This window comes from Pantoea sp. CTOTU46764, from assembly GCF_031974595.1.
GTDB lineage: Bacteria > Pseudomonadota > Gammaproteobacteria > Enterobacterales > Enterobacteriaceae > Pantoea > Pantoea trifolii.
On record NZ_DALYOQ010000028.1, the window covers coordinates 36,318 to 49,299 of the forward strand.

The window sequence follows — 12,982 nt, forward strand, 5'->3', positions numbered from 1 at the left end:
ATAACAATCACATGCCACGGGCGTTCACCGCCCGCGCAATCGCACTGATGACTGCCAGCCCGGTTAACGGGAAATTAAGGAACCGAGATGTCCAGCATAATTAACTCAGCGATGAGTGGGCTGAGCGCCGCACAGGCTGCATTAAGCACCACCAGTAATAACATCAGCAATTACACGGTAGCGGGCTATTCGCGTCAGACGGCGATTCTGTCGCAGTCGAACAGCACCTTACAGGGCAACAGCTATTACGGCAACGGTGTGACGCTCTCCGGCGTGCAACGCGAGTATGACGAGTTCATCACCGCTCAGCTACGCGGCTCCAGCGCTAACTACAGCGCCGTGAATACGCAGTACAACCAAATTTCGAACATTGATGATCTGCTGTCGACGTCGACCACCAGCTTGTCGACCTCAATCCAAAGCTTCTTCACCAACGTGCAGAACGTGGTGAGTAACGCCAACGATCCGTCGGCGCGTCAATCAATGCTGAGTTACGCACAAGGCCTGGTGAACCAATTCCAGACCACCGCGCAATATCTCAATAATATGCAGAACAGCGTTAATACGGATATCGCCTCGAACGTCGACCAAATCAACACCTTCACCAGTCAGATTGCCGACCTGAACAGTCAGATCGCCAAGCTGACCACCGGCGGTGGCGCGGCGCCGAACAATTTGCTGGATCAGCGCGATCAGTTAGTGAACAGCCTGAATAATGTGGTTGGCGTTAACGTATCCCAACAGGATGGTAGCTATATCGTCTCAATGGGCAGCGTGACCTTGGTGAACGGTAAAAACTCGACCAGTTTGGTGGCGATGCCGTCCAGCAGCGATTCAACACGTACCACTGTCGGCTATGTCGATAAGCAGGCGGGTAACGTTGAGATCCCTGAGAAGACGTTAACCACCGGTTCCCTTGGTGGTTTGCTGGCGTTCCGCACGCAGGATCTGGATACCGCGCAAAATCAGCTCGGCCAGTTAGCTGCGGCGTTCGCTACAAGTTTCAATACCGTGCACAGCGAAGGCTATGACAGCAACGGCGATCAGGGCGGTAACTTCTTTAACATCGGTTCGCCAACCGTGGTGGGTAACAGCAAAAACACCTCAGCGGCTACCGTTACGGCTGCATGGTCAGACACCAGCGCGATGAAAGCGTCTAACTACACCGTAAGTTATGACGGCAGTAATTGGTCGGTGACCCGCATGTCTGACAACGTGAAGTTTAGCGTTACGCCAGATACGACTGACGGCACCCTTAACTTTGATGGTCTGAAACTGACGGTGAGCACCTCACCCGCGCCAAACGCTAAAGACAGTTTCCTGGTCAAACCGGTACAGAACGTCATTGCCGGTATGTCGGTGGCGATCACCGATGAGTCTGAAATTGCTGCGGCATCCAGTGCAACCAGCGGTGAAAGTGACAACCGTAATGCGCAGAAATTATTGGATCTGCAGGACAGTAAATTGGTGAATGGTAATGCGACCATTGCCCAAGCTTATGCCAGTATTGTTAGCACCGTTGGCAACAAAACCAGCACATTGAAAACTGCCAGCACTACGCAAGAAAACGTGGTGACTCAGTTAAGCGATCGTCAGCAGTCAGTGTCAGGGGTCAACCTTGATGAAGAATACGCTAACCTGACTAAGTATCAGCAGTTCTATATGGCGAACGCGCAAGTGCTGCAAACGGCGGGCACCATTTTTAATGCGCTGATGGGCATCCGCAGCTAAGCATAGAGGATAAAACCATGCGTCTTAGTACCAATATGATTTTCAACCAGCAGGTACGCGGAATTACGGATTCGCAAGCCTCGTGGTTAAAAGTAGGCGACCAACTGGCAACAGGGAAACGCGTGAGCAATCCCTCGGATGATCCTATTGCAGCGTCACGCGCGGTAGTGCTATCTCAGTCCCAGGCTAAAAGCACTCAATATGCTACGGCGCGCAGTTTTGCCGATCAAAGTTTGTCGATGGAAGAGAATTCACTCTCAAGCGTGACCAGCAGTATCCAGGATGCGCAGACCATGATCGTGTATGGTTCTACCGGTACGCTGAGTGACGATGACCGCGCATCGATTGCCACTAAACTTGAAGGTATTCGCTCACAATTACTCAATCAGGCCAACAGCCGTGATGGTAACGGTCGTTACATTTTTGCTGGCTATCAAACGGATGTCGCGCCTTTCAGCGATGCGGGTGCGCCGGCAGGTGTCTCTTACGTCGGCGGCGCTGAAGCCATTACGCAGAAGGTCGATGATGGTCGTACGATGGCGGTAAGTAATACGGGATCGTCAGTGTTTATGTCGATCACCAGCAATTCAAAAGTCGAACCTGATGGCAGTCCTAGCGAAACCAACCTTTTTAACATGCTCGATAGTGCAATCGCAGCGCTCAAGACGCCGCAGGATGATGCTGATGACGCAACCAAGCAGGTTTTCCAGGATGCCATGGATAAATCCAACCGTGGTTTGAGCAACTCCTTGAACAACGTGTTGGCAGTGCGTTCAGCAGTAGGCTCACAGTTGGCGGAACTGGATACGCTGGATGCCCAAGGTGATGACCGTGACACCATTATGGCAACGCAAATGACGGATCTGGTGCAGGTTGATTATACCCAAGCCATCTCTAATTACACCATGCAGCAAACGGCGTTACAGGCGTCGTACAAGACGTTTACCGATATGTCGAAACTCTCTTTATTTCAGCTTAATTCGTAATTGACCTGAACCTTTGAGCGTACTTTAACCGGGTGCGCTTAGTTTCTCCCACCGCCTTTCGGGGCCGTGGGATTTTTTTTGCCTGTTATTCCTTGCGCCATTTATGGCGGTCGCAGGCAATAAAAAACCCCGGACTGGCCGGGGTTTGATGTTGACTGACTTGCTAGTGCTTACGCGCTTTCCGGACGGGTTGCCGGTGCGGTTGCCTGATGCGTCGCGCTGTGACCTCCGGCTGAGCCGCGGCCCTCGAAACCAAACGCTGGACGGACCCAGTCGCTATTGCGAACCGGTTCAGGTTCCCACGCCGGTGCCGGTGCTTTGGTCATCGGTGCAGTTGCGTGATGTTTAAAGCGCGTCTCAACCGTGGTCACTGCGGTATCACGTGCCGCAACCGGCGCATGAGGTTCCGTGACCGGTGTAACTTCGGCTTCAGCCGCAACTGGCGCAGCCAGCACGTCTTCAACCTGAGCTTCCACTGCTGGCGAAACATCAGCTGGTGCCTGTTCAACAACCGCAGCCAATTCGCTAACTGCTTCTTCAGGTTTAGCTTCTTCAACAACAACAGCCGGTTCCGCTTCAGCTGCGGTTTCCTGAGCAACCTGTTCATCAGCAGCAGAAATTACGGCTGGCTCTTCGTTAACAGGCGCGGCAATTGGCGATACGTCATCAGTATTCACCACTGGCACATCGGTATGTGCTTGCGGTTCAGCCTGATGCACCGCTTCTTCAGCGGCAACCTGCTCAACGGCCGGTTCAACAGCTGCCGGCTGAGTTTCTGCATCAGCGGCTTGCTGGTAGCCGTAATCCGTCACTTCATGCATCGCATCTTGCGTGCTGTACTCTTCCTGCGCTTGCGCAACCGGGTAAGAGATCCACACTTTGCCTGACGCCATTTCTGGAGAGGCAGCAGCCGATTCCAGCGGCATTGCTGACTGCGTTGGGTAACGCTCGTCACGATAACGACGACGACGCTGGCCACTCACGCGCAGGTGACGCGGTGAACGACGTGAACGGCGCGGCATATTGGCGCTATCACGGTTATCGCTATCATCTTGCTCGTCATTGCTGGCTTCAGGATGTTCGTTGTACTGAGCGCGCGGCGCAGTTTCAATGGCGGCTTCGTGCACCACTGGCGCTTCGGCAGCAATTTCAGTGGTGTCGCCCACACGCACGCGCTGTGACAGCTGACGCTGCTTACGACGCGGCATTACCTGAACGCGTTCTTCTTCCTGCTCGACGTTTTCGTTAACGACAGGCGCCTGAACAACCGGCTCAGCGGCTTTCTGATCCTGCTGCTGATTGCGCTTCTCTTCCTGACGACGACGCTGGCGATCGGCACGCTGTTCGCGGCGCTGTTGCTGCTGCTCATCACGTTGCTCAAGCGCTTCATCGCTCAGGACCGGACGCGCTTCACGCGGCTCGTTCTGACGCTTGTTGCGACGATTGTCCTGATTGTCACGCGGTTCACGGGCTTCACGTGGCTCACGTGCTTCACGCGGCTCGCGCGGTTCACGACCTTCGCGCACCTGACCATTCTCGCCATTACGCGGAGTACGTTCGCGACGGTTGTTGCGGCGATTGTTATTGTTGCGACGTTCGCCACGCTGCTGGGTATTTTCAGATTCAGCAGCAACAACGGCTGGGGATTCTTGTTTAGTTTCAGCAGGAGCCGCAGCTGGTGCATCACCGGCAAACAGTTTCTTCAATCCGCTCAGCAGGCGTGCCACGAAGCCGGTGTTAGTCACCGCTGGTGCTGCAACAGCAGGCTTGGTTTTCACTTCTGCTGCAGGCTGAGACTCTTTCACCACTTCAACCGGCGCAGGCGGCGCATCAGGCATCGCGAAGGCGGCCAATGCTGGCTGCTCCGGACGACGACGCTCAGCGTGCTCTTCTTCAGAAGGCAGCGCCATTTCCGCTTCGTGCAGTTTCGGTAAGTGATAGCTCAGCGTTTGCGTCTCTTCGCCGGTGCGAACACGCAGTACCGAGTAGTGTGGCGTTTCCATCTGATCGTTTGGCACGATGATGGCTCGCACGCCGCCCTGGCGTTTTTCGATGGCGCTTACGGCATCACGCTTTTCGTTCAGCAGGTAAGAGGCGACCTGAACCGGAACAATCGCATGCACCTCTTTGGTGTTGTCTTTCAGCGCTTCTTCTTCAATCAGACGCAGAATAGACAGCGACAGCGATTCGTTATCACGGATGGTGCCGGTACCGCTGCAGCGTGGGCAGACGTGATGGCTGGATTCACCCAGTGACGGGCTCAGACGCTGACGCGACATCTCCAGCAAACCGAAGCGTGAAATGTGGCTGATCTGAATACGCGCACGATCCTGACGCACCGCTTCACGCAGACGATTCTCCACCGCGCGCTGGTGGCGCACTGGCGTCATGTCGATGAAGTCGATAACAATCAGGCCGCCGAGATCGCGCAGACGCAATTGGCGAGCAATCTCATCGGCCGCTTCCAGGTTGGTGTTATAGGCAGTTTCTTCGATATCACCGCCGCGAGTAGCGCGTGCAGAGTTGATATCAATCGCCGTCAGGGCTTCGGTGCTATCGATAACAATCGATCCGCCTGATGGCAGACGCACTTCACGCTGGAAGGCTGATTCAATCTGCGATTCGATTTGGTAGTGGCTGAACAGCGGAATTTCGCCAGTGTAAAGTTTGATTTTGCTGCTGAAGTCCGGACGACCCAGTGCAGCAATGTGCTGACGAGCCAGTTCCAGGACTTTTGGATTATCGATAAGGATTTCACCGATATCCTGACGCAGATAGTCGCGGAAGGCGCGCACGATAACGTTGCTTTCCTGATGGATCAGGAAAGGCGCCGGGCGGCTGTCTGCGGCTTTCTTAATGGCTTCCCAGTGCTTCATACGGAAGCTGAGATCCCACTGCAGTGATTCGGCAGATTTGCCTACGCCCGCCGTGCGGACGATCAATCCCATGCCGTCAGGAAGTTCCAGTGCGGAAAGTGCTTCTTTTAACTCGGTACGATCGTCGCCCTCAATGCGGCGTGAAATACCACCGGCACGTGGGTTGTTCGGCATCAATACCAGATAGCTACCGGCCAGAGAAATAAAGGTAGTCAGTGCTGCACCTTTATTACCGCGTTCCTCTTTATCAATTTGAACGATAACTTCCTGACCTTCACGCAGCACATCTTTGATATTCGGACGACCATGTGCGTTGTAATTGGCGGGGAAGTATTCGCGGGAAATTTCTTTCAGAGGGAGGAAACCGTGACGTTCTGCACCGTAATCAACAAATGCAGCTTCAAGGCTGGGTTCAACGCGGGTGATTTTACCTTTGTATATGTTGGCTTTTTTCTGTTCGTGTCCAGGACTTTCAATATCCAGATCGTACAGACGTTGTCCATCAACCAGGGCAACGCGCAACTCCTCCTGCTGAGTTGCGTTAATTAACATTCTTTTCATCGTGACTTACTCGTTATTCTCACATGAGTGATCTAGCTGCGGGCATCGTTACCCTGGACGAGAATCAACCGATGGCCCCGTGTCTTAATGCACTGACGTCAACCTCACGGTTGTCGGCGGCTAAAGGGGCGCAAATCTTGTCGGTGGCCTGTTTTTCATAAGGAAATCCAGCGCCTGAAGGTGGAAATGTTACAGAGTATTCAAAAATCCACACATCCTGGTCTGTCGTCCAGGCCGCAACCCGCAGCCCGCTAAGTGCCTGATTTAACATTACGTCTTACGCCATTGCTGCGTGTCCGTTCAATCCGGCAAAATGACTTATTTCGCTCTTTTCCTGCCTGAATCTTTCCAGGGCAGAAACCCCTGCATTATTCCATTGCTAACCAACATTAAGCAAGGCGACTTTTGCCAAGCTGAGTAGTTTATTCGTCCATAACCTGTTCATTTGCAGGGCTAATCATCGCATCGCTGAAAATGTCGCCATTTTCACCGTTTCATCACGCGACAAAGAGAGAGTTAAGCACAGAAAAAGGGGTGGCGCTATCCAGGGACACTAATTAGAATCGCCGCCATGAAAACAGAGAATCCCGGCGTACAGTATGTCGCCATCACGGCTGAAAATGCCGGACAACGAATTGATAACTTTTTGCGCACCCAGCTCAAGGGCGTGCCGAAAAGCATGATTTATCGCATTTTGCGTAAAGGTGAAGTGCGGGTGAATAAAAAGCGCGTTAAACCGGAATATAAGCTGGAGGATGGCGACGAGCTGCGTATTCCGCCGGTGCGGGTTGCCGAGCGCGAAGAGAATACGGTTTCACCGAAGCTGGATAAAGTCGCGGCGCTCACCAATGCCATTCTCTATGAAGATGATTACCTGATGGTGCTGAATAAGCCGTCGGGCACGGCGGTGCACGGCGGCAGCGGATTAAGTTTCGGCGTGATTGAAGGGCTGCGTGCGTTGCGTCCGGAAGCGCGATTCCTTGAGTTAGTCCATCGCCTCGATCGTGATACTTCCGGCATCCTGCTGGTGGCGAAGAAGCGTTCTGCGTTGCGCTCTCTGCATGAGCAGCTGCGCGAAAAAGGCATGCAGAAGGATTATCTGGCGCTAGTGCGCGGTGACTGGCCGTCGCATCTGAAAGTCGTGCAGGCACCGCTGCTGAAAAACATTTTGCAGAGCGGCGAGCGTGTGGTGCGCGTGAGTGCGGAAGGCAAGCCTTCTGAGACACGCTTTAAAGTCGAAGAGCGCTTCGGTTTCGCGACCTTGGTGAAAGCCAGTCCGGTGACCGGCCGTACGCATCAGATTCGTGTGCATACGCTGCACGGCGGCCATCCCATCGCCTTTGACGATCGTTACGGTGACCGCGACTTTGATGCGCAATTGGGTTCGACGGGCTTATCGCGTCTGTTCCTGCATGCTGCAGCGTTGACCTTTACCCATCCCAACACCGGAGAAGTGCTGCGGATGGAAGCGCCCCTGGATGGCGCACTCAAGAATTGCCTCGCCAAACTGCGTCAGAAAAAAGCCTGATGATCCGGGCATCAACACAATGCGTTGATGCCCACCTTTCTTAGCATTTCATCCAGCGCAATCAGCGGTAAACCAATCAAGGTATTGGGATCGCGACCTTCCAGCCTGTCAAATAAACAAATCCCCAAACCTTCGCTTTTGAAACTGCCAGCGCACTGCAGCGGCTTTTCTTTATCAACGTAGCCCCGAATCTCTTCAGCACTCAATTCGCGGAAATGTACGATAAAGGGTTCACAAATGACCGATTGTTTGCCGCTCTGCGGTTGCAATAGCGCCAGACCGGTATAAAAGGTGATGGTGTTGCCGCTGGCGGCTGCGAGTTGCTGGCAGGCTTTCTCCACCGTATGCGGTTTACCGGTTATCTCGCCATTCAGCACGCAAACCTGATCAGACCCGATTATCCAGCTGTCTGGGTAACGTGCGGCCAGCGCCTGCGCTTTGGCTAATGCCAGACGCTGCACCAGCTCAGGGGCCGTTTCATTCGGCAGCGGGGATTCGTCGCAATCCGGGGCGGCGGTAATAAAAGGCAGGCCCAGCTTGCTCAGCAACGCCTGACGAAAAGGGGAGGTAGAGGCTAAAACCAAAGGTGTCGTCATTTTTTTTCAGAATAGATAGCGTAAAGATGACAGTCATTTTAAACTATGCGCCGCACTGGATGCGACTAACGGGTGAAAGATGCCGTAAACCGGCCTTTTTCTTTGACTCTATGACGTTACAAAGTTAATATGCGCGCCCTATGCAAAAGGTAAAATTACCCCTGACGCTCGATCCGGTCCGCGCCGCGCAAAAACGCCTTGATTATCATGGTGTTTATGCACCTGAATTGGTGGCGCGCTTGGCCGAAACGGTCGTGAGTGTGGACAGTGAAGTTGAATGCGATATGTCGTTTGCGGTTGATAACCAGCGCCTCGCCGTTCTGCAAGGAACAGCCGAAGTGCAGGTGACTCTGTCTTGTCAACGCTGCAACCAGTCGTTTCCACGTCATGTTCACGTAAGCTATTGCTTCAGTCCTGTCTCTTCTGATGAGCAGGCCGAGGCACTACCGGAAGCCTACGAGCCAGTTGATGTCAATGATTTTGGTGAGATCGACTTGCTGGCAGTGATCGAAGATGAGCTCATCCTCGCGCTGCCCGTGGTTCCGGTGCATGATTCTGAACACTGTGAAGTGTCCGACGCGGACATGGTGTTTGGTCAACTGCCTCCAGAGGCAGAAAAACCAAATCCCTTTGCCGTATTAGCCAGTTTAAAGCGTAAGTAATAGGAGTAAGGTCCATGGCCGTACAACAGAATAAACCAACCCGTTCTAAGCGTGGTATGCGTCGTTCACACGATGCTCTGACCACTGCTGCTCTGTCAGTAGATAAAGTTTCTGGCGAAACTCATCTGCGTCACCATATCACTGCGGATGGTTACTACCGCGGTCGCAAGGTTATCACCAAGTAATCCTCGCGATTACACAAGGCGATACCTTGACACGTTTGACCCTGGCAGTTGATGCCATGGGCGGGGACTTCGGTCCTTGCGTGACAGTGCCTGCAGCCTTGCAGGCACTGGCCTCTCATTCGGAGCTGGTTCTTCTTCTGGTCGGCGATCCCGACATCATCTCGTCATTTCTTGCCAAAGCGGATTCCTCGTTACTGAGGCGTGTGCAGGTTATTCCTGCCGAATCGGTTATTGCAAGTGATGCCAAACCTTCTCAGGCGATTCGTAACAGCCGCGGCAGTTCCATGCGTGTGGCGTTAGAGTTGGTGAAAGAGGGGAAAGCACAAGGCTGTGTCAGTGCGGGAAATACCGGTGCGCTGATGGGGCTGGCGAAAATGTTATTAAAACCGCTGGATGGCATTGAGCGTCCGGCGTTGATGACGGTATTGCCGCATCAGCAGCATGGCAAAACGGTGGTGCTGGATCTCGGCGCTAACGTTGAATCTGACAGCGCTATGCTGGTGCAGTTTGCGATCATGGGCGCTGTAATGGCCGAAGAAGTGCTGGAGATCGCCCAGCCGCGTGTGGCGCTGCTGAATATTGGTCAGGAAGAGACCAAAGGATTAGAAACAATCCGCGCCGCATCTGCAGTGCTGCGAGCGTCACCGCAAATCAACTATATTGGATACCTTGAGGGGAACGATCTCCTCACCGGCAAGACGGATGTGCTGGTTTGTGATGGCTTCGTCGGTAACGTCACGTTGAAGACCATGGAAGGCGTGGTAAGAATGTTCCTCTCTCTGATCAAATCGTTAGAGGAAGGAAAAAAACGGGCCTGGTGGCTAACATTGCTGGGGCGCTGGATTCAAAAGCGTCTGGCAAAGCGTTTCGGCCATCTCAACCCCGACCAGTACAATGGCGCTTGTCTGTTAGGATTGCGCGGGACAGTGATCAAAAGCCACGGTGCGGCGAATCAACGTGCATTTGCCGTGGCGATAGAGCAGGCAGAGCAGACGGTGCGAAAGCAAGTCCCAGAGAGGATTGCGGCGCGCCTTGACACTGTATTAGCCAGGAGTGACAAAGCGTAGATGTTTACCAAAATTATCGGTACGGGCAGCTATTTGCCTGAGCAGATTCGCTCCAATGCGGATCTGGAAAAAATGGTCGAGACGACGGACGAGTGGATTGTCACCCGTACCGGCATCCGTGAGCGCCGTATTGCCGCTCCGGATGAAACCGTTGCTACTATGGGCTTCACCGCAGCACAGCGCGCGCTGGAAATGGCGGGTGTGAATGCGAGCGACGTTGGCCTCATCATAGTGGCAACCACCTCTTCCAGCCATGCCTTCCCAAGTTCAGCGTGCATGATCCAGCAGATGCTGGAGATCAACGATTGCGCTGCCTTCGATTTGGCCGCTGCCTGTGCGGGATTCACCTATGCGCTGAGCGTTGCCGATCAATACATCAAAAATGGTGTGGTAAAACACGCGCTGGTGATCGGTGCAGACGTGCTGGCACGTACGCTCGATCCCAACGATCGTGGCACCATCATTCTGTTTGGTGATGGCGCGGGCGCTGTAGTGCTGAGTCAGAGCGAAGAGCCAGGCATCCTTTCTACCCATCTGCACGCCGACGGCCGTTACAGCAAATTGCTAACGCTGCCGTATCAGGATCGTGCTCATCAGGATGAGCCTGCTTATCTGACGATGGCGGGCAATGAAGTCTTCAAAGTGGCCGTGACTGAACTGGCGCACATTGTTGATGAAACCCTGCAAGCCAACAATCTTGATCGTCAAATGCTCGACTGGCTGGTGCCGCATCAGGCGAACCTGCGCATTATTAACGCAACTGCCAAAAAGCTCGGCATGGGCATGGATAAAGTTGTCGTCACACTCGATCGTCACGGTAATACCTCGGCCGCGTCAGTGCCAAGTGCACTTGACGAAGCGGTGCGCGATGGCCGTATCAAACCGGGACAACTGATTTTGCTGGAAGCCTTTGGTGGTGGTTTCACCTGGGGTTCTGCGCTGGTTCGCTTTTGATTGACAGGAACGAAAGATGACGCAATTTGCTTATGTTTTCCCAGGACAGGGATCGCAGACCGTCGGCATGTTAGCCGAGCTGGCTGCCGAAAACCCGCAGGTTGAAGCCACTTTCCGTGAAGCTTCTGATGCGCTGGGTTATGACTTATGGCAGTTGGTCCAGCAAGGACCTGCTGAAGAATTGAATAAAACCTGGCAGACGCAGCCTGCGTTACTGGCGGCTTCTGTTGCTATCTATCGCGTATTGCAGAGCAAAAATGCGGTGCAGCCAACCATGATGGCCGGCCACAGTCTCGGTGAGTATTCTGCGCTGGTATGTGCCGGTGTGCTCAATTTCGCAGACGCCATTAAACTGGTTGAGCTGCGCGGCAAGCTGATGCAGGAAGCGGTACCAGAAGGTACTGGCGCCATGCAGGCGATTATCGGTCTGGATGATGCATCCATCCGCAAAGCTTGCGAAGAAAGTGCACAAGGTCAGGTGGTTTCACCGGTTAACTTTAACTCGCCGGGCCAGGTGGTTATCGCTGGCAACAAAGAAGCGGTTGAGCGTGCGGGTGCAGCTTGTAAAGCTGCCGGTGCCAAACGTGCACTGCCGCTGCCAGTCAGCGTGCCATCACACTGTGCGTTGATGAAGCCTGCTGCCGATAAATTGGCGGTGGCGCTCGAAACGATCACCTTCAATGCCCCTGCGGTGCCGGTGGTGAACAACGTCGACGTGAAGTGTGAAACTGAAGCTGCTGCGATTCGAAGCGCATTGGTTCGTCAGCTGTATAGCCCGGTGCGCTGGACCGAATCGGTTGAGTTTATTGCTGCGCAGGGCGTTGAACAGCTGCTGGAAGTCGGTCCAGGTAAAGTCCTGACCGGTCTGACCAAACGTATTGTGGATAGCCTGAGTGCTGCTGCGGTGAACGATTCTGCTTCATTGAATGCTGCACTTACACAGGAATAAGAGGAAAAACATGAGCTTTGAAGGTAAAGTAGCGCTGGTTACCGGTGCAAGCCGTGGAATTGGTCGCGCCATTGCGGAAACGCTGGCTGCGCGCGGTGCCAAAGTGGTGGGAACCGCCACCAGTGCAAGCGGTGCGGAAGCAATCAGTGCGTACCTCGGCGACAAGGGCAAAGGCCTGCTGCTGAACGTCACTGATGCCGCCTCAATTGAGAGCGTCCTCGAACAAGTTCGCGCCGAATTTGGCGAAGTGGACATTTTAGTCAATAATGCAGGCATTACGCGTGACAATCTGTTGATGCGCATGAAAGACGATGAGTGGGCGGATATCCTTGATACCAACCTGACATCTGTCTTCCGTCTTTCTAAGGCGGTTATGCGTGCCATGATGAAAAAACGCGTGGGCCGTATCATTACCATCGGTTCTGTAGTTGGGACCATGGGTAACGCGGGTCAGGCAAACTATGCGGCAGCAAAAGCAGGTTTGATTGGCTTTAGCAAATCACTGGCGCGAGAAATTGCGTCACGTGGCATTACTGTAAACGTCGTGGCTCCGGGCTTTATTGAGACGGACATGACGCGTGCACTGAACGAAGATCAACGTTCGGGTATTTTGGCAGAAGTTCCAGCAGGTCGTTTAGGTGACCCGCAGGAGATTGCCAATGCTGTTGCATTCTTAGCCTCTGACGAAGCAGCCTACATCACGGGTGAGACGCTTCATGTCAATGGCGGCATGTACATGGTCTGATAATCACGAAAACATTTGCTTTATCTGCGGTAAACACCGCAGAATAACGCAAAATCGTGGTTCGACCAGCCGGGATTTTGTTGCATCTTTTTCAACATTTTATACACTACGAAAACCATCGCGAAAGCGAGTTTTGATAGGA

Annotated in this window: 12 protein-coding genes; 9 read left to right on the forward strand and 3 right to left on the reverse strand. The window is 53.6% G+C overall.

The window, feature by feature from the left end:
* Positions 1-87: 87 nt before the first annotated feature.
* Together flgK and flgL are read left to right on the forward strand one after the other, a co-directional pair.
* Positions 88-1,731 carry a flagellar hook-associated protein FlgK gene (gene flgK, locus RTM06_RS11725; protein WP_312182345.1) on the forward strand — a complete coding sequence of 548 codons (1,644 nt, stop codon included), beginning with the start codon at positions 88-90 and terminating at the stop codon, positions 1,729-1,731.
* Positions 1,732-1,748: 17 nt separating this feature from the next.
* Positions 1,749-2,717 carry a flagellar hook-associated protein FlgL gene (gene flgL / locus RTM06_RS11730; protein WP_312182347.1) on the forward strand — a complete coding sequence of 323 codons (969 nt, stop codon included), beginning with the start codon at positions 1,749-1,751 and terminating at the stop codon, positions 2,715-2,717.
* Between the two features lie 170 nt (positions 2,718-2,887).
* On the opposite strand, the gene rne is transcribed toward flgL, so the two are convergent.
* Together rne and RTM06_RS11740 are read right to left on the reverse strand one after the other, a co-directional pair.
* Positions 2,888-6,154, reverse strand: a complete 3,267-nt coding sequence (gene rne / locus RTM06_RS11735) for a ribonuclease E (protein ID WP_312182349.1) — start codon at positions 6,152-6,154, stop codon at positions 2,888-2,890.
* 64 nt (positions 6,155-6,218) lie between these two features.
* Positions 6,219-6,425 (reverse strand): hypothetical protein, encoded by a 207-nt coding sequence (locus RTM06_RS11740; RefSeq protein ID WP_101760841.1) that lies wholly within the window; start codon positions 6,423-6,425, stop codon positions 6,219-6,221.
* A gap of 300 nt (positions 6,426-6,725) precedes the next feature.
* Here RTM06_RS11740 and rluC point away from each other — a divergent pair, with 300 nt between their 5' ends.
* Positions 6,726-7,682 carry a 23S rRNA pseudouridine(955/2504/2580) synthase RluC gene (gene rluC / locus RTM06_RS11745; protein WP_265297089.1) on the forward strand — a complete coding sequence of 319 codons (957 nt, stop codon included), beginning with the start codon at positions 6,726-6,728 and terminating at the stop codon, positions 7,680-7,682.
* An 11-nt stretch (positions 7,683-7,693) separates the two neighbouring features.
* Here rluC and RTM06_RS11750 read toward each other — a convergent pair whose 3' ends face one another.
* Positions 7,694-8,278 carry a nucleoside triphosphate pyrophosphatase gene (locus RTM06_RS11750; protein WP_312182354.1) on the reverse strand — a complete coding sequence of 195 codons (585 nt, stop codon included), beginning with the start codon at positions 8,276-8,278 and terminating at the stop codon, positions 7,694-7,696.
* A gap of 140 nt (positions 8,279-8,418) precedes the next feature.
* Between RTM06_RS11750 and yceD the strand changes: the two genes are divergently transcribed.
* Genes yceD through fabG form a run of 6 tightly spaced genes read left to right on the forward strand, consistent with a single transcriptional unit; the run spans position 8,419 to position 12,840 of the window.
* The gene (yceD, locus tag RTM06_RS11755) at positions 8,419-8,940 is read left to right on the forward strand and encodes a 23S rRNA accumulation protein YceD (RefSeq protein ID WP_007885785.1); all 522 of its coding nucleotides are present in this window, start codon (positions 8,419-8,421) and stop codon (positions 8,938-8,940) included.
* A 14-nt stretch (positions 8,941-8,954) separates the two neighbouring features.
* Entirely contained in the window at positions 8,955-9,125 is a 171-nt protein-coding gene (rpmF, locus tag RTM06_RS11760) for a 50S ribosomal protein L32 (RefSeq protein ID WP_007885783.1), read from the forward strand.
* 26 nt (positions 9,126-9,151) lie between these two features.
* Complete coding sequence (plsX, locus tag RTM06_RS11765; RefSeq protein WP_312182357.1) at positions 9,152-10,192, forward strand: phosphate acyltransferase PlsX; 1,041 nt, start codon at positions 9,152-9,154, stop codon at positions 10,190-10,192.
* Complete coding sequence (locus RTM06_RS11770; RefSeq protein ID WP_312182359.1) at positions 10,193-11,146, forward strand: beta-ketoacyl-ACP synthase III; 954 nt, start codon at positions 10,193-10,195, stop codon at positions 11,144-11,146.
* Between the two features lie 16 nt (positions 11,147-11,162).
* Positions 11,163-12,095: an ACP S-malonyltransferase gene (gene fabD, locus RTM06_RS11775; RefSeq protein WP_312182361.1), complete on the forward strand. Its 933-nt coding sequence runs from the start codon at positions 11,163-11,165 to the stop codon at positions 12,093-12,095.
* Between the two features lie 10 nt (positions 12,096-12,105).
* Positions 12,106-12,840 carry a 3-oxoacyl-ACP reductase FabG gene (fabG, locus tag RTM06_RS11780; protein ID WP_007885776.1) on the forward strand — a complete coding sequence of 245 codons (735 nt, stop codon included), beginning with the start codon at positions 12,106-12,108 and terminating at the stop codon, positions 12,838-12,840.
* The last annotated feature ends 142 nt before the right edge of the window (positions 12,841-12,982 follow it).